At 36.1% G+C, this 25,423-nt stretch carries 31 protein-coding genes; 7 read left to right on the top strand and 24 right to left on the bottom strand.

From position 1 onward, the window contains the following. Nucleotides 1-180: 180 nt before the first annotated feature. The 9 genes from AC3WJF_RS19690 to AC3WJF_RS19650 form a co-directional block, all read right to left on the bottom strand. The gene (locus tag AC3WJF_RS19690; protein ID WP_492455261.1) at nt 181-528 is read right to left on the bottom strand and encodes a zinc-ribbon domain-containing protein; all 348 of its coding nucleotides are present in this window, start codon (nt 526-528) and stop codon (nt 181-183) included. A 454-nt stretch (nt 529-982) separates the two neighbouring features. Then, nucleotides 983-1,741 (bottom strand): ABC transporter permease, encoded by a 759-nt coding sequence (locus AC3WJF_RS19685; protein ID WP_492455259.1) that lies wholly within the window; start codon nt 1,739-1,741, stop codon nt 983-985. Next, nucleotides 1,725-2,726 carry an ATP-binding cassette domain-containing protein gene (locus AC3WJF_RS19680; RefSeq protein WP_492455257.1) on the bottom strand — a complete coding sequence of 334 codons (1,002 nt, stop codon included), beginning with the start codon at nt 2,724-2,726 and terminating at the stop codon, nt 1,725-1,727. The genes AC3WJF_RS19685 and AC3WJF_RS19680 overlap by 17 nt, the downstream gene beginning before the upstream one ends. 14 nt (nt 2,727-2,740) lie before the next feature. Next, nucleotides 2,741-3,601 carry a permease prefix domain 1-containing protein gene (locus AC3WJF_RS19675; RefSeq protein WP_492455256.1) on the bottom strand — a complete coding sequence of 287 codons (861 nt, stop codon included), beginning with the start codon at nt 3,599-3,601 and terminating at the stop codon, nt 2,741-2,743. 17 nt (nt 3,602-3,618) lie between these two features. After that, on the bottom strand, nt 3,619-3,945 hold the full coding sequence (locus AC3WJF_RS19670; RefSeq protein WP_492455254.1) for a PadR family transcriptional regulator: 327 nt from the start codon (nt 3,943-3,945) through the stop codon (nt 3,619-3,621). Between the two features lie 178 nt (nt 3,946-4,123). Further along, the gene (locus AC3WJF_RS19665; protein WP_492455252.1) at nt 4,124-4,246 is read right to left on the bottom strand and encodes a hypothetical protein; all 123 of its coding nucleotides are present in this window, start codon (nt 4,244-4,246) and stop codon (nt 4,124-4,126) included. Between the two features lie 54 nt (nt 4,247-4,300). Next, the gene (locus AC3WJF_RS19660; protein WP_492455251.1) at nt 4,301-5,182 is read right to left on the bottom strand and encodes an NAD-dependent epimerase/dehydratase family protein; all 882 of its coding nucleotides are present in this window, start codon (nt 5,180-5,182) and stop codon (nt 4,301-4,303) included. A 385-nt stretch (nt 5,183-5,567) separates the two neighbouring features. Then, nucleotides 5,568-5,747 carry a hypothetical protein gene (locus AC3WJF_RS19655; RefSeq protein ID WP_492455249.1) on the bottom strand — a complete coding sequence of 60 codons (180 nt, stop codon included), beginning with the start codon at nt 5,745-5,747 and terminating at the stop codon, nt 5,568-5,570. A gap of 144 nt (nt 5,748-5,891) precedes the next feature. Continuing rightward, entirely contained in the window at nt 5,892-6,356 is a 465-nt protein-coding gene (locus tag AC3WJF_RS19650) for an SRPBCC family protein (RefSeq protein WP_492455247.1), read from the bottom strand. A gap of 223 nt (nt 6,357-6,579) precedes the next feature. Here AC3WJF_RS19650 and AC3WJF_RS19645 point away from each other — a divergent pair, with 223 nt between their 5' ends. Continuing rightward, nucleotides 6,580-7,224, top strand: coding sequence for an alpha/beta hydrolase (locus tag AC3WJF_RS19645; protein WP_492455245.1), 645 nt, complete (start codon nt 6,580-6,582; stop codon nt 7,222-7,224). A gap of 56 nt (nt 7,225-7,280) precedes the next feature. Here the strand turns inward: AC3WJF_RS19645 and AC3WJF_RS19640 are convergent, their stop codons facing one another. The 3 genes from AC3WJF_RS19640 to AC3WJF_RS19630 form a co-directional block, all read right to left on the bottom strand. Continuing rightward, complete coding sequence (locus AC3WJF_RS19640) at nt 7,281-7,958, bottom strand: HAD family hydrolase (protein ID WP_492455244.1); 678 nt, start codon at nt 7,956-7,958, stop codon at nt 7,281-7,283. Nucleotides 7,959-8,017: 59 nt separating this feature from the next. Beyond that, nucleotides 8,018-8,530, bottom strand: a complete 513-nt coding sequence (locus tag AC3WJF_RS19635) for a hypothetical protein (RefSeq protein WP_492455243.1) — start codon at nt 8,528-8,530, stop codon at nt 8,018-8,020. Between the two features lie 179 nt (nt 8,531-8,709). Further along, on the bottom strand, nt 8,710-9,030 hold the full coding sequence (locus tag AC3WJF_RS19630) for a YciI family protein (RefSeq protein ID WP_492455241.1): 321 nt from the start codon (nt 9,028-9,030) through the stop codon (nt 8,710-8,712). Nucleotides 9,031-9,168: 138 nt separating this feature from the next. Between AC3WJF_RS19630 and AC3WJF_RS19625 the strand changes: the two genes are divergently transcribed. Then, nucleotides 9,169-9,615 carry a hypothetical protein gene (locus AC3WJF_RS19625; protein ID WP_492455239.1) on the top strand — a complete coding sequence of 149 codons (447 nt, stop codon included), beginning with the start codon at nt 9,169-9,171 and terminating at the stop codon, nt 9,613-9,615. A 31-nt stretch (nt 9,616-9,646) separates the two neighbouring features. On the opposite strand, the gene AC3WJF_RS19620 is transcribed toward AC3WJF_RS19625, so the two are convergent. Continuing rightward, the gene (locus AC3WJF_RS19620; protein WP_492455237.1) at nt 9,647-10,315 is read right to left on the bottom strand and encodes a Crp/Fnr family transcriptional regulator; all 669 of its coding nucleotides are present in this window, start codon (nt 10,313-10,315) and stop codon (nt 9,647-9,649) included. 74 nt (nt 10,316-10,389) lie between these two features. Here AC3WJF_RS19620 and AC3WJF_RS19615 point away from each other — a divergent pair, with 74 nt between their 5' ends. Both AC3WJF_RS19615 and AC3WJF_RS19610 read left to right on the top strand, forming a co-directional pair. Further along, nucleotides 10,390-11,148: an HAD-IIB family hydrolase gene (locus AC3WJF_RS19615; protein WP_492455236.1), complete on the top strand. Its 759-nt coding sequence runs from the start codon at nt 10,390-10,392 to the stop codon at nt 11,146-11,148. After that, nucleotides 11,136-11,753, top strand: a complete 618-nt coding sequence (locus tag AC3WJF_RS19610) for an HD domain-containing protein (protein WP_492455234.1) — start codon at nt 11,136-11,138, stop codon at nt 11,751-11,753. Before AC3WJF_RS19615 ends, AC3WJF_RS19610 begins: the two co-directional genes overlap by 13 nt. Before the next feature lie 131 nt (nt 11,754-11,884). On the opposite strand, the gene AC3WJF_RS19605 is transcribed toward AC3WJF_RS19610, so the two are convergent. The 6 genes from AC3WJF_RS19605 to AC3WJF_RS19580 form a co-directional block, all read right to left on the bottom strand. Next, the gene (locus AC3WJF_RS19605) at nt 11,885-13,030 is read right to left on the bottom strand and encodes an ABC transporter permease (RefSeq protein WP_492455232.1); all 1,146 of its coding nucleotides are present in this window, start codon (nt 13,028-13,030) and stop codon (nt 11,885-11,887) included. Between the two features lie 2 nt (nt 13,031-13,032). Then, a complete protein-coding gene (locus AC3WJF_RS19600; protein ID WP_492455230.1) occupies nt 13,033-14,148 on the bottom strand; it encodes an ABC transporter permease in 1,116 nt (371 codons plus the stop codon). An 18-nt stretch (nt 14,149-14,166) separates the two neighbouring features. Further along, a complete protein-coding gene (locus AC3WJF_RS19595; RefSeq protein WP_492455228.1) occupies nt 14,167-15,102 on the bottom strand; it encodes an ABC transporter ATP-binding protein in 936 nt (311 codons plus the stop codon). A gap of 129 nt (nt 15,103-15,231) precedes the next feature. Then, entirely contained in the window at nt 15,232-15,951 is a 720-nt protein-coding gene (locus AC3WJF_RS19590; protein ID WP_492455263.1) for a gamma-glutamyl-gamma-aminobutyrate hydrolase family protein, read from the bottom strand. Nucleotides 15,952-16,261: 310 nt separating this feature from the next. Further along, nucleotides 16,262-17,362 (bottom strand): sensor histidine kinase, encoded by a 1,101-nt coding sequence (locus tag AC3WJF_RS19585; protein ID WP_492455226.1) that lies wholly within the window; start codon nt 17,360-17,362, stop codon nt 16,262-16,264. A gap of 10 nt (nt 17,363-17,372) precedes the next feature. Beyond that, nucleotides 17,373-18,014 carry a response regulator transcription factor gene (locus tag AC3WJF_RS19580; RefSeq protein WP_492455224.1) on the bottom strand — a complete coding sequence of 214 codons (642 nt, stop codon included), beginning with the start codon at nt 18,012-18,014 and terminating at the stop codon, nt 17,373-17,375. Nucleotides 18,015-18,244: 230 nt separating this feature from the next. On the opposite strand from AC3WJF_RS19580, the gene sigV reads away from it, so the two are divergent. The 3 genes from sigV (at nt 18,245) to AC3WJF_RS19565 (ending at nt 21,968) form a co-directional block, all read left to right on the top strand. Then, a complete protein-coding gene (gene sigV, locus AC3WJF_RS19575) occupies nt 18,245-18,724 on the top strand; it encodes an RNA polymerase sigma factor SigV (RefSeq protein ID WP_492455222.1) in 480 nt (159 codons plus the stop codon). A gap of 22 nt (nt 18,725-18,746) precedes the next feature. Then, nucleotides 18,747-19,628 carry an anti-sigma-V factor RsiV gene (gene rsiV, locus AC3WJF_RS19570; RefSeq protein ID WP_492455220.1) on the top strand — a complete coding sequence of 294 codons (882 nt, stop codon included), beginning with the start codon at nt 18,747-18,749 and terminating at the stop codon, nt 19,626-19,628. A gap of 342 nt (nt 19,629-19,970) precedes the next feature. Beyond that, entirely contained in the window at nt 19,971-21,968 is a 1,998-nt protein-coding gene (locus AC3WJF_RS19565; protein ID WP_492455218.1) for an acyltransferase family protein, read from the top strand. A gap of 321 nt (nt 21,969-22,289) precedes the next feature. Here the strand turns inward: AC3WJF_RS19565 and AC3WJF_RS19560 are convergent, their stop codons facing one another. The 5 genes from AC3WJF_RS19560 to AC3WJF_RS19540 all read right to left on the bottom strand — a co-directional run bounded on the left by AC3WJF_RS19560 (nt 22,290) and on the right by AC3WJF_RS19540 (nt 25,014). Beyond that, a complete protein-coding gene (locus AC3WJF_RS19560; protein WP_492455216.1) occupies nt 22,290-22,775 on the bottom strand; it encodes a DinB family protein in 486 nt (161 codons plus the stop codon). Nucleotides 22,776-22,909: 134 nt separating this feature from the next. Continuing rightward, complete coding sequence (locus AC3WJF_RS19555; RefSeq protein WP_492455214.1) at nt 22,910-23,578, bottom strand: DUF2278 family protein; 669 nt, start codon at nt 23,576-23,578, stop codon at nt 22,910-22,912. A gap of 54 nt (nt 23,579-23,632) precedes the next feature. Then, nucleotides 23,633-23,959, bottom strand: a complete 327-nt coding sequence (locus tag AC3WJF_RS19550) for an ArsR/SmtB family transcription factor (protein WP_492455212.1) — start codon at nt 23,957-23,959, stop codon at nt 23,633-23,635. Beyond that, nucleotides 23,956-24,369: an SRPBCC family protein gene (locus AC3WJF_RS19545; protein ID WP_492455210.1), complete on the bottom strand. Its 414-nt coding sequence runs from the start codon at nt 24,367-24,369 to the stop codon at nt 23,956-23,958. The genes AC3WJF_RS19550 and AC3WJF_RS19545 overlap by 4 nt, the downstream gene beginning before the upstream one ends. 81 nt (nt 24,370-24,450) lie before the next feature. Next, nucleotides 24,451-25,014 (bottom strand): DJ-1/PfpI family protein, encoded by a 564-nt coding sequence (locus AC3WJF_RS19540; RefSeq protein ID WP_492455208.1) that lies wholly within the window; start codon nt 25,012-25,014, stop codon nt 24,451-24,453. Nucleotides 25,015-25,423: the final 409 nt, after the last annotated feature.

The following is a 25,423-nucleotide window of genomic DNA, read 5'->3' as shown; positions in this document are numbered from 1 at the left end:
TCCTGTACCATTCGAACCGCATCTAGCTTGAATTCTTTATCGTAACTTTTTCTTTTCATGTTGGACACTCCCGATCAATAAATTATTAGATACTATTATAAGCTAGTTTCTCCCAATTTACTGTGTCCATTTTTTAGACTAACATCACTAAGTGTACTTTATTATTTTTTGATATAAAAATTAAAGACCACTACCAACAGCCGCCCCTATTAATACTCCCAAGACAGCTCCTGCAACCCCTAGAATCATCATTACAGTTCCATGAGTCTCCCGACCTTTTTTTCTAACTAAATATCCCATAACAACACTACCTGCACCAAAGAGAATTGGGATAATTAAAAGGGATAAACCAAAAAAGATCCATCCAAGAACTATATAAACAGTCCCATCTTGAGTCTTTTCACCTTTGCTCTGAATTGGTACTGAGGTATTTAACTCCGAAACTACTTCCTGATGTAATTCCGTTCCACAATTTTGACAAAATTTATCTTCATGACTATATTGCGTTCCGCATTCTTTACAATACATAGACATTCCCCTTATTATTAAAATGATAAATTACATAAATAAATTAATACCAAAAAAATTGCAACTATAACATTACTACAGGTGATCACTTCCTTTAATAAATATATTCGTCTAGTCTAATTCTACTACAAATTCCCGGAATTTCCTTCACAATTAGAAAAATTCTCAAAGTACTTACAATTTTTAGATAATTATTCTTTTTAAATCAATTCCATTATTTTCTGTAATTAGAGGAATTAATAATCTTTATTAAAACCAAACTACTTTACACCGTAACGCAACTAAATAAGGTTTTGTTTTCTACTATTTAATTAAATTATTATGAGACACAAAAACCTATGCTAAAATAGCACAGGTCCAGATGAACTAATGAGGTTTTTAGAGATGATTTATTAAGTTAAGATAGGCACAATTGAATATCAAAGATTTGTCTTGTTTACTTTATTTTTTCCTTTTATGCAACAGCTTTACGGTAAACCCTTGTAGACCACCAAAGAACGATTACTGTCAAGGGTATCATAACTATAAAGGCCTGAAGGACGAAGTTGCTATATATGGTTCCTCTTACAAGATCTCGTGAGGCCTCAACTACATAGAACATCGGATTAAAATGGGCAATTACTTGAAGCCAACTAGGACCTAACGATAGAGGCAAAAGCACTCCTGCTAGTAAAGTCATCGGCAATTGCAACCCGGTTACGACCGCCGCAAGACTGCCAATTTCCTTCAGAATTAATCCCAGGCTTCCCGATGCAGCGGAAAAAACCGCGGTTAACATAGACAGTAAAATGAACAAGATGGCTATCCCACCCCAATGAAGATGCAAACCAAAGAATGAGGCGACTAATACAACTAACAACGCTGGAACGATGAGCATCACGATATCCCTTAGCACTGACCCCATAAGCAACGAAAAGCGGCTAGCCGGGGTAACACGCAAACGTTCAATCACTCCGCTTTGCAACTCCCAAATGATTACCCAGCCAGCCCCCATGCCAGCTCCAAATGCCATAAGGACCAAAATACCTGCAACAAACATATCAAGGATGGCTCCTGTTCCAAAAACGGGATAGTTAAAACCTTTTAGTAGTGGCGTAAATAATCCCAAATAGAGAAGAGGAGTCGTTAATCCCATGATGACCCATATCGGCTCACGCAGCGTCTCCAACATCTTTCTCCAAAATAACAGCCTTATTTCACGCAGGATTTTCATCGTGTTCCCTCCTAACTGAGCCGCTGTCACGCAACGAACGGCCGGTTTGTTTTAAAAATACATCGTCAAGAGATGGCTGAGATAGTGAGATTTGATCCATTTCAATTTTCTGAAATTTTAGGTGCTCAAATATATTTGGCATTACCTTCGCCCCATCTTCTACATATAGATACAGGCTTTCCCGCTCGATGAAGGCTTCAAGGACAAATGGCTGATTACCAAGTTGTTGGCTTAGTTCATCCACTTTGCCCGTTTGTTTAGGCGTGATGACAATAACATCCCCTGAAATTTGCCTTTTCAACTCCATCGGTGTTCCGAGAGCAATAATTTTGCCATGATCCATGATTGCAATGCGGTCCGCCAGCATATCAGCCTCTTCAAGATAATGAGTCGTTAAAAACACTGTTGTCCCCTTATCCCGTAATTGACGAATCTGGTCCCAGAGATTTGCCCGGTTTTGCGGGTCCAATCCTGTAGTCGGCTCATCAAGAAATAAAACTTCCGGCTGGTGAATAATACCGATTGCTAGCTCCAAACGCCGTTTCTGTCCGCCAGAATAAGTTTTCGCCTTACGAGCAGCAATCTCTGTTAAATCGAATAGCTGCAGCAATTCCTCTGCACGCTGTTTTGCTTCATCGTAATTCATGCCATATAGTCTGCCTCCCAGAATGAGATTTTCCCATCCAGTGGCAGACAGGTCCGCTCCGCCAAGCTGCCCTACATAACCAATCCGCCTGCGAATTTCATGAGGATGAACTTTTAAATTAAACCCGGCAATTTCCACTTCCCCTTCGTCAACCGGAAGAAGTGTCGTCAGCATTCTTAAAGTAGTGGTTTTACCGGCGCCATTTGGCCCCAAAAACCCGAAGATTTCCCCTCTTTTTACAGCTAGATCCATTCCGCATACCGCTTCAATTTCTTTTGTTTTCCCTTTTTCTTTCTGGAAAAACCATTTTTTCAGATTCTTAATCTCAATAACATTCATCCCTACTTCCCTCCCTAATTACCTTTTTTACCAAGGAAGATCGCAACTAATAATGGCTGGCAGCCTGTGGCAACGACAAAAGTGAGCCAGGAATATTTCCAACTCCAGTAAAAACCGATAAAAAAGAACGCGGCGATACTAATAATCCATAACGCTCCAGATACAAGCCCCATTACCATTGCCGCTTGCGGGTCTTTATAATAATTGACCCATTCTTGCGCCCATTCCATATCCATTTTCTTCCTACTCTTTTCCGTCAAGCCTAAATAAATATAAAAAATAGCTGCAATCAGGACAAACGGTGCAAGCGTAAAGAATATAACTTTTAGACTTTGAACTTGATGATACTCAATCCCTGATGCAAACAACCCAAAAAGTAATACCTCTGAAGCTAAGCTATAAGATAAAGCACGTTTTTTATTCATCCCATAATCGAAGACGGATTCCTGTGTCAGCCCATAAAAAATATAGATCGGGGCAGAAACTAATATAAACGGCATTAAATATAAAATGGCCGTGAACAATGGGTTGTTTTGAATATATATATATCCGCCAACTAATAAGCCAAGCAATATAATGGCAGAAGCAATTGTATAAGCAATGATATGTTCTTTATCAAGAGGTACAGGCTTAAATAAAACATCTTTCCCCTTCGTATCAGAAGCTTTTTTAAGGCTTTCCACCAGTTCACTCATTTCTCCAAGGTCGGCTACCGCTTTCTTAAAGGCAGTATCAGGAGCTTCTCCCGATGAAATTAACTCATGAATTCTTTCTAATAAGTTAGAGCGAATCTCTTCTTTCAATTCATTCAGCTGTTTCGTCTCATATACGTCGATAAATAAGGAATCGACATATTTTTTTACCCTTTCCTTCACTTTTCATCCAACCTCCCTTAAAGTAACTTATCAATAATTTTTTTGGTGAATTCCCAATCGTCTTTGTTTTGTTTGTAGAGGGCTTCACCCAAAGGGGTAATTCGATAGTACTTTCTTCGACCGCCAAGTGTTTCATCCCCCCAGTAGGAAGTGATGCAACCATCTCGCTCCAACCTTCTGTAACTGGAATAAAGTGTCGCTTCCTTTAATTCATACACCCCTTCGCTTTTTTCCATGATTCGTTTATAGATTTCATAACCGTAACTATCACCTTCGATTAATATTCCAAGCACAATTGTATCCGTGTGCCCTCTCAGCAAATCGGATGAAACATTTCCTTTCACGTTCTTCACCTCCGCAATTACAATATACAACACACTACTGTGACTGTCAAAGTACTTTTATTATAAAATTACTATGCTTTAAAAAATAAGAAACCTCCAATTCCACCGCTAGTGGGATTGGAGGTTCCTTCATATATAATTTCTGATGTTACTTTATGTTCACCGTCTGCTAAATCCTTTAATGCTTTTGTTTTTTATAATCGTTGAATGGAACCGGTATTAAAACAATATCACCTTGTTTATACATTGTTCCAAATCTTTTCGTCAATGTCATTATCCCTGAAATCCAGACTGCTTTCACTAACACCTACCCTAACATTTACTTCCAAACATCTCTTTATTCCGCAAACCAGTACTATTCTTTATTGCTTGCAATCGCTTCGATCAATGGTTTCAACCATTCATGCAAATTAGTAAATTGGAAACCACCGTTTGTTGCTTTTTCATTCGTCATGTACCATGAAGATGGAATGGCATATGGTGAGCGAATTTCATCATTTCCAACTAAAGAGATTTTTGCAGTTTTTCCAGTAGCTTCTTCGACTAATTTGATTAAATCAGATAATGCAATCTTCCCGTTTGCTGTTGCATTATATGGCCCTTCCGCTTCTGAAAAGCCAGCCCATTTTAAAAATCGTGCCGCTTCCGTTGCTTGGATAAAGGACATTTCTGCATCCATATTTAAAAATCCTATTGGCTCTCCACCCGCAACTCGTTCAACATGGAAATGTAAACGACGTGTATAATCATTCTCACCCATCACGATAGGGAAGCGAACTGCTACAACCGGGAATTTTGCATATTTAAAGAAAACTGCTTCAGCTTGACGTTTTCCTTCTCCATAAGAGAAATCTTCACTGTTACCCATACGAATTTCATAATGATATGGATCATAATCAGCTTCGCGTTTTACGTCTCCATCCATTTCATAAGTAGAAAGTGTAGACGTAAAGACAAGCTTGCCAATTTTCCCATTGAATACTTCACAAAACTCATACGCTTCATTTGGAGAATAGCAAATATTATCATAAACAATATCAAACGTACGACCTTCAACTGTTTTTGCTAGCTCTTCTTTATTCGAACGATCTCCAATAAGATGTTCTACCTTATCACCAAATGGATTGCCCGATTTCCCCCGTGTCATTATCGCAACATTATGTCCTTCATCGATCAGTAACTCTACTAATTCACGTCCGAAGAAACGTGTACCGCCTAATACTAAGATATTTTTCATTAATTCGTTCTCCTTAATATTTGATTTGATAGTTTAATAAGACTTTACGTTACCTTTTCGTCTATCACTTTTAGACAATATGCCTTATTAAATGACTTACAGTTAAGGTTCTATATTAATGGGCATAATCCTTCTTTCTCCAGAACAGTTAGGTGCCTCTAGTGCAGACCGATCTTGATTTTCAATTAAGTGGGGCAAGTTGACTAGCCTCCTCATCCCAGAACGGACCGAAATTACAAGTGAATGGACCGAATTCACGATTTAACAGCACGAAAAACACATAGAACGGACCGAAACGGGAATGAAACGGACCGTTTTGGGTATATATACCTACAAAACCTTCATTAGCACCTAATTTAATTTTTCCTCATTCGCTTCTTACCCCTTACCGGAACAGCCATTGCTTTATGCGTTCTTCAAAGTCGATTTCTTTCCATGCAATAATCGCGTTCATTTCTCCCAATCTATCAATCTCTTCTTGAAAAAGCATATCCCCAATAAAATATGCTAATCTACTATAGCCAAATTTAATACCGCCATTGATCGAGAACCATTCACGATACAATTCCTCCGTTGTGAGAGATTGATAGTCTTCAGTGGGAGGAGAAATATACCTTAAAAATATCTCGATATTCAGCGTAATAGCTTTTTAGAAAAGGAATGCTAGGTTCATAGTTATTCAAAAAAAATGGAGTGGTATCCATTAGTTTCATATGTATGGGCCTCCTTTTTCGGCAAATTTTTTTAATTCGTTTGCGCGAGAAATAATGAAATTTCTCATATATTTTTCTAAAAATAGCTTGTCGGCTAATATCCCGATGGGACCAAGTGGAGATTTATACTGAAACTGGTCAATCATTATGGTTCCTTCTCCCTGTTCCATAAATTGATGTGTATGTACAAAAGAGTGAAAGGCTCCTTTTACCATAGTATCTACAAATCTATGCGGCTTTTCCATTTCGATTATTTGAGCAGTTAATCTTTGCTTGATTCCGAAATGTACCGCCTCCCAAGTTACTGTATCTCCTAGTTCGAGCAGTCCTGAGGTAATACCTCCCACCGCTCTTTCCCTTGTGTTACCTGTCGTTTTCGTGTGCACCTCTACATCTCTCGATAGGTCAAAGCATTTTTCTATCGGTGCCTTAATGAAAATTTTATACTCTATTAATGGCAATTGATTCTCTCCCCTGAATTGTCACTTATATAGTTAATACTACAAATTTTCGGATATTCCTTTCATGAAGGGAAGCACATTTCATTTCGGAAAACTAAAAGCTATTTTAAGTTATAAATATTACATAATATTAAGAAATTTTTTATTCGATTTTCGGAACTTTATGGTAAAATCAATGCAAGTTATTAAAATATTCCATATGTGAAAAGTGGGGGGATGCTTAATGAGGAAAATCAACACAAATATCATTCAAGGATACAAAGAAAAGGAGATTCCTTTTTCTTTATATACTGATGAAAATAAATCTAGTAGTTTAGCAATTTTTCTTCCTGGGGCAGGATATAGCGTCCAAAGACCGCTTTTTCATTATGCAACTAAGATTTTTTCAAATAGAAAATTTGATATTTTACATATAAATTATCAATACAATGACCCATTCTATAATGGATTCAGTTATAAGGAATTAGCAGAAGCAGTTAAATACGATGTAAGGACCGTTATTGATAAGGTTTTAGAAGACGTACCTTACGAAAATTATTATCTAGTCGGTAAGTCAATTGGAACAATCGCTATGATCTCGGAATTAAAAAGGGAGATCTTTAAAAATGCTAAAGCAGTGTGGTTAACTCCATTGCTGCATAATGATGGTGTATTTAATGCAATAATAAGTAGTGAGAATAGTGGTTTGTGCTATATTGGCGACAATGATTACTGTTATATTGAGGACAGATACAAGCAATTGCTGAATAATCCCAATATCGTTTCAACATTAATTCCAAACGTTGATCATGCATTAGAATACATTCATAATACGACTGAGTCTATTGAAGTTTTAAAAAATATCATGAAAGATATAGAAAAATTTTAAAAGCATGGCAAATTCCATGCTTTTTCTTAATTAATAGCCTATTAGCTTGGTTTAGTTTAGCAGTATAATTTATTGTTTAGACTCTCAACGATAAATGGTAGCTCAGCCAAATCGTCTACAACAAAATCTGCCTCTACATTGTCCCAACGAATATCTTTTTTCCATATACCTTTTATCCCTACATTTTGGGCGGCTTTCACATCATTTTCTGGGTGGTCACCAACAAATACACATTCATTAGAAAAAATATTAAGCTTATCTAGTGCTCTATTAAATATTTGCGGATTTGGCTTTTTAATTCCTTCCCATTCAGATATTAATATAACATCGAAATACTCTTCTATTCCTAAAGCCTTGATGTTATCCATTTGAAACTGACCATATCCATTTGTAATCATTCCTAAACCAAGATTGTTACTCTTCATTTCCTCCAACATTTTAGTGAGATTTTGAAAAGGAACACAGTTATTTTTAAATTCATTAAGATAATCTTGAAGGAATATCTCCCACGTTATCCCTTTTATATTAAATTCATCTACTAATTGCTGATAGACTTTGTCTTTCCAAACATAACCATGATTATCTAATTCTATAAATCTTGTTATGTAGGTTTCTTTGGGAATATGATTTACCCATTTATTTAATCGCTCATACTGTTGGTTGATGAATTGGTTTACTGATTCGTCTCTATTTAATAGAGTTCCATCCAAATCAAATATGACAGCCTTAATCATTTTTAGTTCTCTCCTATATTTATTTTTTAAATTAGAGACCACTAATTAATACACTGTGATCAAGGAATCATAAAAAGGATGATAAATAGAATTAAGTTTGTCCATAAATAAGATGCTTTTATTTTTGCTTCATTCGATATACTATTACTCTTAATTTTATGTATAACAGACAAAACAAATAGGTTCAGCATGAAAATAAAATAACAATTGAATACATACAAAGTCCAACGCTGCTCTTGCATAAATTCTTGAAATTTTAAACTTAACAATGCAATTGTTATGAAAACAATAATTGAAAAAATGAGTAATAGCGGGGTAATTACATACATCTTCATCCATATTGGATGAATTAAAAATCTATTATTTTTTTTCGTTTGTAAAATCATGAGAAGACTGCTGCACCCAACGACAATCACTATAAATAAAAAAGATAACAACATCGGAATTATCGATGCAGTCCCATTCCATGATAAAGAAACGGAGAAATTCCCTTTAAAAATATCTGTTACAAACATTAAGATCACTAAAAATAAAAGTACTACGCATTGATAGAACGTCCATTTAGACAACATAATTATCCACCTCTCACGTAAAGGACTTTTTATATATTAACATAAATATCCAATCTATATTAAATTTTCTAATAGATGGCCCCATATAAAAAAGCACCATTCCTATTTTGAATTGTGCTCATTATGTTACCTGTATCCTAAAAAAATTTACCCGTATACATATTTTCTTTTCTATTTTGCTATACAGTAAAATCATGATTAAATAATGCAACTTTATATGGGAAAAGCACCGCCGTCATAACGCCTTCTTTAACAGTTGGATCGTGATTCATAAGCTGAATCGCTTCTTCTTCAGATTCTACTTGAAGAATAACAATTCCAAATGTGTTTTCATCCATTGTCTGGGTTCTCCCTGCTAAAATTAACTTTCCTTCTATTAACAGTTCTTTTAGTCTTGTAAAATGATTATCCACAATTTGATTTTCTCTATCTGTCCAATTATTCGGGTCAATTAATTCGGGAATTAGTTTTAGTGTATATATGAATTGTTTAAGCTCCATTTTCTTTCCTCCTAGCTGATTAACTATACTATTAAATACTACAATCTTAAGCAAAATTCCTTTAAGAAATCCAAATACAGGAATTTTATTACTACTCGGAGAAATATTAATATATAAATACCTTTGAGGAGGAAATGAATGAGGACAAAAAAATATGTCTTATTGATCACGATTTTATCCATATGCTTTTTATTTTCCGATAAGTCCTTCGCTAGCTGGGCATACCCTTTTGTTGTTTGGAATGGATATACTTACGCTGTAAGTGATAAGAAGGTAGAAGAGGTAGGGAAAGAGATCGGACATGTGACAAAGTACTCGGATAAGGAAGGAACGTATTCCGGAAATTTCTCCAATATCTTTAAGAAAGGAACAAAATATTACGCTATAAAAGGAATTAGTACGGATAAGGCAATCGCTGTTCAAAAGGAGAAAAGAACATTTGTAAAAGCAACTAGAGAGGGAAAATATGCGGGCAATAAAAAGTCAGCTGAAATAAACTTTTTGAAGTGGGCTGCTGTTTTTTTGGTGATCGTTATCCTTATTGTTACTGGAGAAAAAGTTGCCAACAAAAAGAGGCCACGTTAAAAGGGCGAAGGGATCTACCCTTCACCCCACCTCATTCATAACGAATATCCTCAGAATAAACATCTAATTTTGCAAAATCTTTTATTTGAATCCCTTCTGTAGTTCGCGTAATTATATCTAGTTCTTCCCATGCTTTGATAATTCGATTTAAATGTCTTTTGGTTGTTCCGATTAATGAAGCCACTTCATTCAAATTAGAGGTGAAAATATAATCTTTTGTGGAAGAATCCGAGTAAATGGTACATAAATAAGCTGCAAAACGGGTTTCCACCGAGGCAAGTGCATTGACTCTTGATGAAATGGTGCATGTTTGCAATTTGTAGGTAAGTTCAGTTAATAACAAATTTGTAAATTTTCCATCCATTTGCAAATATTTTATATAAACCGAAAGTGGAATAAAGATAAAAGTACACTTACTAGAGGCGGTACAATCCGATTGAATCGTACAGCCTTGAAAGATTTCAATATCCCCTAAAACGGATAAAGGATTGCAATAACGTAGTAATAATTCTTTGCCGGTTACTTCCCTTGTTGTTACATAATAACGACCTTCTATTAGCAAGTATAACCCGTCTATTTCTTTTCCCGTTTGAAGAATGATCTCTTTTTCATCGAATGTGCGTAACATCATTAAATGCTGAATAGATAAAGGAATTGGTAGATTAAACTGATCACATGCTTGCTTCATATTCATGTTCATACTGTACCCCCGGGACATCTGTCCTCTACATTCTATCAAAACTTTTGTAACATATGTAAAAAGGGGTGTGCATAATGAATTTTGTATTTGATATTGACGGGACTATTTGCTTTACAGGAAAACATATAGACGAAGAAATTTGTACTGCTTTGGATGAATGCTTGGATGAAGGGCATGAAGTGATCTTTGCTTCCGCCAGACCTATCCGAGATTTATTACCAGTACTACCTAAAAGATATCATCATTTAAAGATGGTTGGAGGCAATGGTGCATTTACTTTTAAAAGCGGGAAAATAGAAGTTACCTATTTCACAAAAGAAATAACGATAGAATTAAAAAAATTGATAGAATCATATCAATTAAAATATCTAGCAGATAGTGATTGGGATTATAGTTTTACAGGTGACGAGGATCATACGATTTTTAAAAACATAGATCCACATAAAACAGCGATGAATACACCGCTTGAAGGGTTAAATGGAATTTCAAAAATGGTGTTTTTTTCACCACCAATGGAAGTGAAACAGGCTCTGGAAAAAATACCTGTTTCTTTATTTGATCACCATTCAGAGGAATTAATTGATATAAGTCCCCTTGGCATCGATAAACATAAAGGTTTGCAGAAATTAGGTATTACAGAATTTATTGCCTTTGGGAATGACGCAAATGATAAACAGCTTTTTCAACATGCTATGCATAGTATCTGTGTTGGTAATCATCCAGTTTCTGTGTATGCAGATGAAATAGTTAATATAGAGAACGTTGCAGAAAAAATCAAGGAACTTACGAAACGATATGGAAATGAGGAGAGAGTTTATTCATGCAGCAACTAAAAAGTGTACTTCAATTGATTACATTAGGCGAAAAACTAAAAATGGAACTGCGTCATAGCTGGCTTTCCAATGGGAGAAGAGAAAGTGTAGCTGAACATACTTGGCGGGTTGCGCTTATAGCCATGGCAATAGAACCCTATTTGCCCCAAAAAGTAAATAGTGAGCGATTATTAAAAATGATCATCATTCATGATCTTGTCGAAGCATATGCAACGGATATCCCTGCCTTTCATACAATGGATAACGCCGAGCAAAAAGCATTAAAAAGACAAAATGAAATAGAAGCAATCGAAAAAATTCGCGATATATTAGGCGATGAAAATGGTCAAGCCTTTTATCATTTGTGGTTTGAATTCGAGGACAAAGTAACTTATGAAGCAAAAATCGCCAATGCATTAGATAAATTAGAAGCACAAATTCAACATAATGAAGCCGATATTGAGACTTGGCTGCCTATAGAGCATGAAATGACTTTCATGCTGCAAAAACATACCGAATTTGATCCTGTGCTAAACGAATTAAAAAATTTAATTGAGCAGGAAGGAGAAAAGAAATTACTCGCAGCAGACATAGATATAGAAAGATTAAAAGAAAATCTTAACTAAGTAAGGGGGACAGTCAATTATTATGTTAAAGAGACAATGGAACTGTCCCCTCATCCCAGCAAAAACGGGCATCCACCAATTTGGAATGCCCGTATACTTATCTAGGGATACAATACCATCCTTAAACCCACTTAAACAAAATTCCTCACATTATTATTCCTACTTATCCCATAGATTGCGATTAGGAAAAACGCAATTGCAAAGGCTAACAGTATCATGATGTTCAATGTTACATGCCCTAGCTGTGTTCCTTGTTGTAATTTTGTAATGGTGTCCATTACCCAGCGCTGAGGTAAGAAATCAGATATCTTTTGCAGTGCTTTTGGCATGATTTCGACTGGAAAGAAACAGCCGGATATTAAACATGTTGGAGCAATAAATAAGTTTTGCATGGCACTCGATGCTCCCGTACTGTTTGAAAATGCAACTGTGATTTGCGAAAAGCCAATAGCCACCAATCCAAATATCAACAATATTAGACCCATCTGCCATGCTGGCATATTGATGTTGATGTGGAACACTCCATTAAGAAGTAATAGAGTAATAATGATTTGAGTAACAATTACAATGACATTCACAATGATATTTGCCGTAATATATTTTCGTGCATTGATTGGAGAGGCTAATAATCTGAAATAGGTTCTATTTTCCCTTTCCTTTAGCATTATCTCCGTAAGGCTACCCGCACAAAATAACATGATCATTATTAAAAATCCGATTGTCTGGTTCGTCATGTCTTTATTTTTAGATGTATCCTTTAATACACCCGCTTTCATCTTTACCTGTGGATGATGATAATCGTCATACATTTTTGTAAATTTTACTTGATCGCCTTTTGCTACCTTGCTAATAGCTGCAATATTATCAATATAATTGTATAAATAAGATTTGACATAGCTCGTGACTGTCGCTCCTTTAATGGAAGCGATACTGATGTGACTTGGATTTCCTTGTCGGACACTTTCCGCAAATCCATTATTAAAGGTAATAACGCAATCAAGCTTTCCATCGGTAATTTCTCCCGAAACATCCGATTCCTTAATATTTTTTACTTTCACATTCTCTAAGCCTTTTATAAACTTAATAGTGTCTGTTGTAACTGCTTGATGGTCATGATTGACAATGCCAACATGCAATGTTGATTCGTTCACTCCACCGTGGGAAAGAATGGAAATAAATAACCCGGCGAGAGGGGTAAAAATGTATAATAATATTCCCTTTTTACTTTTTAACAACCTGTTTAAAGAATTTTTAACTAACCATACGATATCGTTCATGTTTATATCCCCTCCCGTCTTTGATAGGATACGACCGCTATAAGCAGCATAATAATCGTAATCCCCATGTTAATACTGATTGATGGAATGACTGCTGTAAGATCATTCGCATAAATTACTTTTGTAATGCCTTCATTTGCCCAAGATAATGGGGAAAGTTTTGAAATAAAACCCGCATCATCAATTTTATAGTAAGCACCACCAATGAATGATGCTACTTGCACGGCAATCATCACAATCATTCTAGCTGCCCCGCCTGTTTTTGTGAGATAGCTTACCCCAAGCCCAAAGCTTACTCCCATCAGCACTTCTGTAAATAACACTAGAAACACAGTACCTAAATGATCTCCCCAATTTGCTTTGAAAACAAATTTGCTAAATAAAACAACAACGACAATAAAAAGAAAATTAATTATTATGCTACCAAATACTTTTCCTAAGAAAATTTCACTTTTACTCGCTGGCGATGCGATCAGACGATCAGCTGTTTTTCTTGCTTCTTCGCTTTTCATTAAACTAGTTCCACTCATTGCAGCGTAAAGGGCAATCATCGTCGCCATTGCAATTGCATAGTAATCCATCGCACCTGGTGATTTTGCTTCATGTAAAGAGGTTTCTTTTATATATTGATTAGAATGATTCGATACAAGAACGGTGCTTACTTGACTCGGATCTACTTTTGCCACTGCCAATGCGATATTGTATTTATCTACAAAAGTAGTCAGCATCCCTTGAATAATGTTTCCTTCAATACTATTCCGATCACTTTCATACAATTTCAAACCGTTGTCTGAAATTTCCACGTAGGCGTCATAATTATTCTGCTTTACTTCGTTCTTTCCATCTATGCTACCTGTTGCTTTTTTAAAATGAATCCCTAATTTACTTACTTCTTTCTTAAAAGTATCAAAGGACTGTGATAGTTCATTATTTGCTTGATTTTTATAGAGAACAGGAACATTAACGTTATCCACCTCGATTTTATTATCAAATGCGTTTGCCAGCGCGGTTCCGAGAACAAGCATTAACACAATTGGAAATGCCAGCATAAATACAAACATTCGCTTATCACGAAAGGTTTGTTTTATTTCCTTGAACGCAATATTAAATATATTCATCCTTTTTCCCTCCCTTCCTTAGTCACGCAAATTTCTACCCGTTAATGTCAAGAATACTGTTTCCAAATTAGGTGCCTGTTCTTCCAACGAACGTATCTCTGTACCGCTCTTAATTAGCTGCTCAATGATTTTATTTAAATTGTTCACTCCGGCATCAGAGTTAACTTTAATCATATTCTCTTCGATTTGAACTGCTTCTACCCCGTTGATTGCTTGTAACTTGTTCGGATCAAGTCCTTCTGTAGACTTCACTTCGATCCAAAGATCTTTTGTATTTGTAATAATAGATTTTAGTTGCTCCTTTGTTCCTTCCGCAATGATTTGGCCGTGATCCACAATGGCGATTCGTGTACAAATTTCTTCTACTTCCTCCATATAGTGACTTGTATATATAATCGTACTTCCCATTTCGTTAAGCTTGCGGACAGAAGTCAGGATATAATTTCTTGATTGCGGATCGATCCCGACAGTCGGTTCATCCATAATGATTAATTTTGGTCGATGTGCAATTGCACAGGCGATATTTAAGCGCCTTTTCATCCCACCGGAAAAATTCTTTGGAAAACTTTTATGCTTATCACTTAAGCCGACGAATTCAAGTGCTTCTTTTACACGAGCATCCAATTCTGCGCCACGCAATCCATATAGTCCTGCAAAAAAACGGACATTTTCATATGCCGTTAAATCCTCGTAAATCGCTATATCCTGCGGAACAATGCCGATATTCATTTTTGCAAAACGGCTATGTTTTGCGGTATTTTTCCCGAGAATATTAATAACCCCTTCATTGCTTCTTAATAAGCCAGATATCATATTAATTGTCGTACTCTTTCCGGCCCCATTCGCGCCAAGAAATCCAAATATTTCCCCTTCCTCTATTTTTAAAGTCATATTATCGACGGCGATAAAGTCACCGAATTTCTTCGTTAAATTTTTTATCTCCAACACGTTCATATTTTTTCTCCTCTCCATTTGCTCTTATGATGTTATTATAGAAAAAGGAATGCACTCCCATAAGTGCATTCCTTCATTATTTTCACATGAGAATCTTCATGTTTTTCATATGAGGTTTTTCTTGTGGTGTTATATACCTAGTTCACAAGCTTTAATAAACTCTGCAAATAGTCGATCCATTTGGTAATCTGTCCCCATTTCCTCCGGATGCCACTGTACACCTAACATCCAGCCTTCTTCCATATTCATTGCTTCAATAGCTTCTATTATTCCGTCATGTGTCCGGGCTGTTACTTTTATTCCGAGTGCAAGATTATTCACAGCTTGATGGTGAAAACTGTTAACCCTCGCCACATGCAAACCAATGATGGAGGAGAGCAGGCTATTTTTATTTATTTTAACACTGTGGGAAGGAGTTTTACTGGATGCTTTTTGCGTATGCTGAATACAATTAGGTACGATACTTTCAATATCTTGCAAGATAGTACCTCCCAGTGCCACATTCAATACATGCATCCCTCTGCAAATCGCCAAAATAGGTACTTTCTGTTGTCTTGCTTCTTGAACTAAACTTATTTCAAAATGATCCCGTTCTAACTTAGTTTTTTTCAGCTTTGGATGAGGTTCCTCATGGCAGGTATAGGGATCCATATCCTCTCCACCACTTAAAATAATTCCATCACATACATTTAACCATTGTGCTGCCATTTTTTCTTTGGCAACTGCAATAATGACGGGAATGCCACCCGCATTAGTTATTGCATCACAATAACTAATAGGGAGCATCGAGCTTTCATGGCCATTATAATTTACGGACGAACTAGTAATGCCGATAACTGGTTTTTTCATATTCAAAAAATGTCCTCTCCTCTCTTAAGAATACTTACTAAAAGTATTTCCTTTCGAAAAGGGAGCTATTTGTTTTAAACAAAAACTAGCCGAAATAATTTTTTACCTGAACTGTATTTAATGTGGACTATGGTTCCTCTATTTAGGGGAAATTACATGAATTTAATAGATAAGCGGACACTGGATCCGTTATATACGTAAAAAGATACAAAAATCACCGCTATTTTATAAAATAAGGGATCCTGTGTCCGCAAAACTCGAAAATTAGCCCATTTTGTCACAGATAAAGGAACTGGTGTCCTCCGTTTTATTAAATAGGTAGCAACGTCGTTACCGAAAACCCATTCGTCCCATCTACAATGACTTTGCCATTAATGGCTGCCGTCCGTTCTTCCATTCCCCTGATTCCAAGCCCTTTTTTTACTTTCACGGATCCTTTTCCATTATCCTTTACTTCCGCTTTAATCATTTTATTTAATACACGAAGGTCGATAGAAACATGAGTGGCATCAGAATATTTCAAGGTATTCGTCAAAGCCTCGGTTATGTTTTCTTGAATAATTTTCCAATTGATTGGAGTTATAGATTCCAGATTCCCATTGTAAACAAAAGAGGTTTCAAGCTCATGTTTCGATGAAAACTCATCAATTAATAGCTTCATCCGGTGTATTCCCATCTGTTCTGTTGGTGGCTTCATATTTTTCAAGGTGACGCGAATGCTTTCAATTCCATCCTTAGAGATATTGATGGCATTTTGCAGTAATTCTGTCGCTTTTTCTTGATTAATGTCCATCAAACGCTTTGAGGCTTCCATTTGAATGAGAGCACCAGTCATGGAATGGCCGATTTTATCATGGATTTCTTGCGATAGTCGGTTCCGTTCCTCTAGTTTAAAAGTATATTCAGACTGTCTTATGTACTCTTGATTTTCATTTAAATGCTTCGATAGCTTTTGAAGATCCTTCCTCATTCCGTCCATATGTTTCTCGTATTTTATCAGCTTATTTGTGAACATAACACTCATTCCAAAAATCATAAAGCTTAGCAAGGTTACCATTCCATATACAGGATAAATATTTACCTTTAAATACAAAACAGGAATAATCGCCAGCAATAATAAATAGATCTTCTTTTCTACATAGTTCGCTGCTAATTCAAATAAATTAATCGGTAAAAGTAAAATAAAGAAAGGATCAATTCGAATGCAAAAAACGATTGTTAGAATAATGGATATCAACATAAAAAGCTGTTTGAATTTGTCTATTTTAAACAAATAAATGATGATATTCACACTAAAATATACAAGCAATGAAAAAACAACCCATGGCAGATGGGGGCTGCCTGATTGCACATAAGCAGCAGCAATATACCCCATTACAATTAATTTACTGAAAATCATCCATAATTCCATTTTCGTTCCCTCATTGCTCCACTTTGCCTGTTAAATAATAAATCGCAATTTGCGTTCGATGCTCAAGACCCGTTTTATTGAGAATGGACGTAATATAATTAGCAATCGTGCCTTCAGAAATAAATAACTGCTTCGAAATTTCTTTATTAGAAAGACCTTTTGCGATTAAAGACATAATACTTAATTCTCTTTCCGTAAAAAGACTAGTATCTATTTTCGTCTCTTGACTTTTCGGCTCCGCTAAATTAGATTTTATTTTTTCCAATACGATATCCTGAATAAAGCTATTTCCTTTATAAACACCTTTAATGGCATCACGAATAACTTCCGGTTCTGTATTTTTTAACAAATATCCCTTTGCCCCGTTCTTAATCGCATCCATGATATATTCATCATCATCAAAGGTAGTCAGAATCAAAGGCTTCGTATTTGTTTGCTCTGTTAGCAGCTTTGTCGCCTCGACACCATTCATATTCGGCATTCTAACATCTAGTAAAGCAACATCCACCTCATGATTTTTACAATACTCAACCGCTTCCTTTCCATCATCTACCGTGGCTAAAACCTCGAACTCCTCATAGGTGCTGAGGATGATTTTCATCCCTTCCCGAATAAAAGAATTATCGTCGGCAATAATTAATTTTATCTTCATTTTAAATAGTGTAGGTTTCCCACACTTTGTTCACATCCTTTATACTAAAGTTCCCTTAAAAACGTATTCTCTAATCTATAAACAAAATCCTTTCTAAGTTATTGTTACTTAATGTATTCCAAAAGAAAATAAGTTTCCAAAAAAAATTAAAACTTTTTGTTCTCACCACACGTCTATTTTCCGTAACACAACAAATGATACGTATCTTAGAAAAAGGAGCTCTTTTTTCAATGAACAGCAAGTTGGAATATGTTTTTATCCAGTTCGTAACAGAAAATAAAGAAGATTTTTATCGACTGGCTTACAGCTATGTGAAAAATTCAGAGGACGCTTTGGATATTGTTCAAGAATCCATAAAAAAAGCGATTATTGCAAAAGACTCGATTCGGGATGCTCAGTCCATCAAAAGCTGGTTTTACCGAATTGTCGTCAATACCTCCCTGGACTTTTTGCGCAAACAGAAAAAGGTCACCTTCGTCGACGAGGAAACATTAGATTACTATAGCTCTGGCAAGGAAGATGTCTACAAACATATGGATTTGGAACAATCCCTTGAGGAATTGCCGATCAAATATCGGAGTGTCATCGTCTTGCGATTTTTTGAGGACTTAAAAATTGAAGAAGTAGCAGAAGTACTTGGCGAAAAAGAAGGCACGATCAAAACCCGATTATACAGGGCACTGGATATGCTACGAATTAAGCTAAAATAGCTCGTTACTGGAGGAAATTTGGATGGATAAAAAATTGGAGCAATTAATAAATGAATATAAAAATACCCCGATCCCATCAGAACTAGATGAAGTGGTTCAGAAAGCACTAAAACAACCGAAACAATCTAGACGCACCTATAAATGGATTTTAGGAGTAGCTGCTGCTGCAGCCATTTTCATTGTCAGCGTGAACACAAGTCCTACATTTGCAAAAACATTATCTGACATACCGGTAGTTGGTAGTGTTGTGAAGGTATTTACGTTTAAAGAATGGAATGTGGATGACAAAACATACAATGCACATATAAAAACTCCTGGTATTAAAAATTTGGAAAATAAAGGTCTAGAAAATAGCTTAAATCAAAAATATTTAAAGGAAAACAAAAAATTATATAAGGATTTTCAAACGGAGGTTAGCAAATTAAAAAAACAAGGTGGTGGTCATCTAGGAGTTGATAGCGGCTATGTTGTAAAAACGGATGACGAGAAAATTCTCTCAATCGGCCGTTATGTTGTCAACACAGTTGGGTCGTCCTCTACAACGTTTAAATTCGACACCATTGATAAAAAAAATCAAGTATTAATTACTTTACCGAGCTTATTCAAGGACGATAGCTATATTCAGATTATCAGCAATAACATTCAAGAACAAATGCGTAATCAAATGAAGGAAGACCCTAATAAAATTTATTGGGTAAGCGGCACGGGAGACAAAGATATACTACCGGGAGATATGTTCAAGAAAATTTCTCCAAATCAAAACTTCTATATAAACAAGAATCATAAACTAGTCATTTCTTTTGATAAATACGATGTTGCACCTGGATATATGGGAGTAGTCGAATTTGTCATTCCAACTAACGTTATATCAAAACTTTTGGTTGGGCATGAGTATATTCAATAATCGAAAACTACAGGGATAGAGGAAAAAGTTTATCCCTGTTAGATGATTACTCCCAATCTTACCAACTTAATATTCCATGCAGGCAATTTTTGTTTATAATTACTTCCACCTCATATTTGTATAAAAATATATCTAAAAACCCATTGAAATATTAGTAATATGACTGTAATATTTGTAATATATATATATATCTTAGCTTGAGCAATATTTGTGGAGAGATGGATAAATGAAATCTATCAATATAAGAAAAAAGCAAATTTTAAAGGTTACTTTCATTATCGTTTCCCTTTATTGTCTATCCATACACTTGCTTTTAGCTTCATAAAGGAGGGAACCCATATAATGAATACTCCAGTAGAGAAAAAACGTTACATTCATTCACTTGATGGTTTACGGGCGTTAGCCGTATTCGCCGTCATCTTCTACCATCTCGGTTTTGGATGGGCATCCGGTGGCTTTTTAGGAGTCTGTGTTTTTTTTGTACTTTCCGGATACCTTATTACCGATCTACTTGTCACTGAAAAAGAAAGAAAGGGAACCATCGATTTAAAAAACTTCTGGTATCGCAGAGCAAGACGTCTACTGCCAGCAATGTTTACCCTCCTTATTGTGATTTCATGCTGGGTTATCTTATTTGACCGCCACTTCCTAGATGGTTTAAAGGGAGACATTATTGCAGCAGCTTTATATTTCAGCAATTGGTGGTATATTTTTCACCATGTTTCCTATTTCGAAAGCTTTGGATCACCTTCCTTGCTTACCCACTTTTGGTCATTAGCAGTGGAGGAACAATTTTATTTGTTGTGGCCATTATTCATTGTGATTGGATTAAAGTTCTTCTCAAAACGTTCTGTACTAATATTAACTTTATTTCCGGCTGTCCTTTCCGGTATAGCGATGGCAATCCTTTATCAGCCAGGTATGGATCCTAGCAGAGTATACTATGGTACTGATACCCGCGCATTTTCTTTATTAATTGGATCAGCCCTAGCCCTCTTCTGGCCTAGTCAAAAATTAGCTACAAAATTACCTTTTACATTTCGTATATTTTTAAATTTTGTTGGAGGAATAGGACTTTTTGCTTTGCTTTGGATGCTAGTCCATACAAATCAATATGAAAGCTTTTTATACTCGGGAGGAATGGTTCTTTTATCAATCGTAACTGCGTTATTGCTGGCTGCCATTGTCCATCCCGCAAGCAGCATTAGCAAGATTTTCGATATCAAACCCCTGCGCTTTTTAGGAGTACGATCCTATGGCATTTATTTATGGCATTATCCAGTTATTATGTTAACAACACCAACCGTTAATACCGAGGGAATATCTATCGTTAGGGTATTATTTCAAATTGGACTTATTATTATACTTTCATCCCTTTCTTATAAATTTATTGAAAATCCTATTAGAAAGAATGGCTTTAGTGTGCTATGGAAAACACTTGGCAGGATGTCCTTCCGACGTGCGTTTACTTTTGCAGGAGTATCTGTTGTTCTCCTTATTCCCATGCTGATGATATCGTGTGAACCTAGTGCGAATGCGAATAGTAAAATGGCAGCTCCGCCTAAGCAGTCAAAAGTTCATACGGAAGAAAAGAAGCATATTATCGTGGAAGAACAACCAAATAACCATGATGAGAAACAGAAAGTGGATTCCACTAGCAAGGAAACTCCTACTCCACCTGTCACAAAGAAAAAAGAAAGTCCAGTACCGAAAAAACCAAATGATACCAAAGTAAAGCAACCATCAGAAAAAGTCACAGAACACAAAGTGGATCAGAAGGTAGTTCAGATAGAAAAAAAGAAAGTGAATCAAAAACAAAATCAGCAAACTACCAAAAAAAACAATCAAAATACCCAAAGTACACCGCCACCAACAACAAACTCAACGATAACAGCTATTGGGGATTCCATTTTGATTGACATAGAACCGTATTTAAAGAAACTTTTCCCATCTATTAAAGTGGACGGAGTAATCGGCAGGCAAATGTACCAAGCGTTAGATGTAGTGAAACGAATGAAAAATAATGGAGAATTAGGCAATGTTGTAATCATCGAACTAGGTACAAATGGTCCTTTTACAAATAGCCAGTTAGATACCATGATTAACACCATTGGAGTGAATAAGAAAATCATATTCGTAAATACTCGGGTTCCACGACCTTGGCAAAACGTTGTGAACAGTACACTGAACACGGTCACTTCAAAATATCCTAATACTTCTCTTGTAAACTGGTTTTCAGCAAGTGCCAATCATAATGACTACTTTGCACCTGATGGGGTTCATCTTAATCCAAAAGGAGCTTCAGTGTATGCATCTTTAGTGGCTAATATGGTTAAATAAGTAGCTAATGTGCTGCTGAATGGCACTTAATTGTTACTCGAACAGATTAAAGTACACAAGCTGCCTGCTATGAACCAGCGTATAGACCAAAGTACACAAGCTGCTTGCTATGAACCAGCGAATAGACCGAAACTTTATTTAAACAGACCGAATTTCACATCGAACGGACCGGAACTTTATATGAATGGACCGAAATCAACGTCAAACGGACCGTTTTGGGTCTTTTTACCCACAAAGTCTTTACCCTAGACAGAAATTCATACTTTCAAATTATAAAAAACCATCGCCAAGAATTCTAACCCACATTCTTGGCCATGGTTCTTAAAACTGCAATTCCTCTTTTACTTCCTCAATTTGTTCTAAGTGGCGCTTCTCATGATAGCCTATAAATTCAACCCAATGTTTCAAGCTTAAACTCCCAAATAAACGATTTGCCATAGCCTTGTTTGTCAAATCATCCTCTGAAGTATTAGATACAAAATGGATTAAACCTTCCCGGGATTCAGCAAGCTTTCTTTTCATTTCTTTTAAAGTAATAAAATCACTAGAAGGTTTAAGATAATTCGGAGCTTCTAACTTTTTGGATCGGTTTAGCAAGATATTTATTGGCATTTCCGATGTTGGTTGGCTATTGTTCGCCAATTCAACACCCATCCCGCGCACAACAACCTTTTCCAGTAGATATAAATGCTCTAGATTTTGCATTATGGACCATTTCCCAGCATCCGGCTTTGTATTTAATTGCTGATCCGATAAGTCGCTTACACTTTCCAGTAATTCTTTTCTAATCTTATAGTTATGTTCCATGAAAACCCACCCCTACTATTTATCTATATAATCTAATGTATAGTAATATGCAATATTAATAAATTTTTGGGAATTATCTTATGCCGATATAAACTATGGTGGTAAAAACTTTGAAGAAATTAATACAGGTGAATTTACTTAACATGTTCTACTGATGGCATGGCATTTCCATTGTCATCCGTACTCCAGGATTGTGATTGGAAAGCAAGAAAAATCGCCACCCACCTATTTTCTTGTTCAAAGTGAAGGAGAATTCCCCCATCTTGCCATATCCCATTATCCTTTTTCCAATGACCCTCATTTCCTTGGTTCATATGAATATCATGGATCCCATTTCCAGGTGTAAAGTCAAAATACTGATCGGGCTGATTTTGCTCCGGACCCCATCTTTGCCCGAAAGCGTAGACAATAGCCTTTGTATCAATAGCTTGTTTAAAATAATACTGAAATTTATCGTTTAAATCATTATTAGGACCTTTTTCATCAGTTGGCAGAGGGATCATTTGGGATGGATCTAATAGATGACCTCTTATATAATCTAGTCCAATATCAGGATGATTATTTTGTATAGGGGTAAAACCAAACTCTAAATCTGGTAACTTTGTAATTTCCTCGGACTCGAAATTCTCACCTACAAAATATAATACTTCTGAGGGATAATCTTGAGATTTTGTATTAATTGCAAGCCGGTATTCAATTCTATTTTCATCCATAATAAGAACTTGAAAATGAGGCTTTTCGTTACTGCCCATCATCGTTTTGACTACCTTTCCTTTTAAAACTCCATAGTTTTTTATTGGCAATTTCCATTCCTCCATTTGTTATAGAATGATAAGAGGATGAAAACATCCTCTATTTTACTCTTCATCATTTTCAACAAATATTTTAAGTGCTGAAAGTCTATCTGCCCAATATTTTTCGAAAAAGCTTAGCCATTTTTGAAGTTCCTTTAATGGTTCGGGTTGAAGCTTGTACCTTGTTTCGCGCCCTACTTTTTTACTATGAACAAGACCTGCATCTGCTAGAACATGAAGATGCTTATTGACCGCGGTACGGCTGATAGGAAATTGTTCGGTAATAGAAGCAATCGGCATTTCCTTATCAGCAAGCATTATTAGCATCTTCCGCCGTGTTGGGTCGGCAACCGCTTGAAAAACATCGTGTTTTAAAATGATGTTGTTCATTCTGCAGACTCAACATAAGATGCAAGCTTGTCCTTTAATCCTGCCCAACCCTTATCCATAATTCCACGAATCATTGTGTGTGGTTGATTAAATTCTGTAACAGTATTTTCATCCCAACCTGAATGAATGAGTGTAAACTCTGTTTTCCCATCTGCCTCTTTTAATTCAAAGGTCAAATGCCAGTCTTTCCCCCAATCAAATCCAACTTTGTATGGAGGATCAAGCTCTGTCACCTTACAAGGTGAATCTCCATATTGACCAGCATGCAATACAAACTCCTTTCCAAGGACTGGCTCAAAAGTATTGTCCATCCACCAAGCTGCTATTCCTTCTGAAGTTGCTACTGCTTTCCAAACCTTTTCAACTGGTGCATTTAGAAGGATGGTGTATTTAATATCTTGTAATGTCATGAATAAAACCTCCAAAGAAATTATAACACTAAAAGGTGTCATGTTTATTATAACACCTTTTAGTGTTATTTCAATACTACTTTACTTATTTATAGTTTGATTTCTTGAAAGTTTTAATGCAGTATTTTTTAATCTTGGATCTTCTTCGATAAGTCCAATCTTCTCTAAAATTGCTATCATAAATTCATAATGGGCGAATCCTTTACTGGTAATCAACTTATCTCCGACCTCAATATCGGCATTTGTGTAGTTTCCTTCAGCATAGTAGTCTGAAAAATCTTCTTTTATATGAGGCATCGTGGTAAAATCACCTTTCACCATGCCAGCACCCGCCACAAACGCAGAAGAGGCACAGCTTGCAGCAATAAGTCCATTAAACTCTTGTAAAAATCGTTGCAGTTGTTTATTGTCTACTAATTCTTTCGTCACCTCTCCGCCAGGCAACAGTAAAAAGTCATATTCATTCGGATTTTTAAGTCCAATGCTATCTGTTTGAACCAATACTCCCCCATCAGTGGGCACTAAACCACCATTAATTGATAGAGTCTCCAGTCGATAGCCTGCATTTTTTAAAAACATTTGTAACAGCGAAACCTGCCAAATCGCAAAATGATCATATACGATAAACCCAACTTTTTTATGCATTAGAACCCACCCCTTGTTTAGAATATTTTCATTATAATGAAAATACTCCCGAAACAGTAGTATTAATTTTTGAAAAAAGAACTGAGTCTGGCTCCATGCGACATTTACACTTATTGTAGGATTAATCATTCGAGCCTTTGCAACCAGCAATTGCCTCTATATTTCGTTTCAACTTTAAAAACAATTATAGGCTGGTATCGGATGACTAACGCGGGTGGGGTTGAAGAACAGGAATATTTCAAGATGAATCGTGACCGCAAACGAGGATGGCGGCGAGATTCGGGAACAATACTAGTTGTATCGTGACCACAAATGAGGGTGGAGGCGAGATTCAGGAACAATACTAGTCGTATCGTGACCGCAAACGAGGATGGCGGCGAGATTTGGGAACAATACTAGTCGTATCATG

It is taken from the genome of Heyndrickxia sp. FW510-T9 (genome assembly GCF_058781025.1).
Note: the sequence above shows the minus strand (reverse complement) of the source record. Positions and strands in the feature narration are given on the sequence as shown.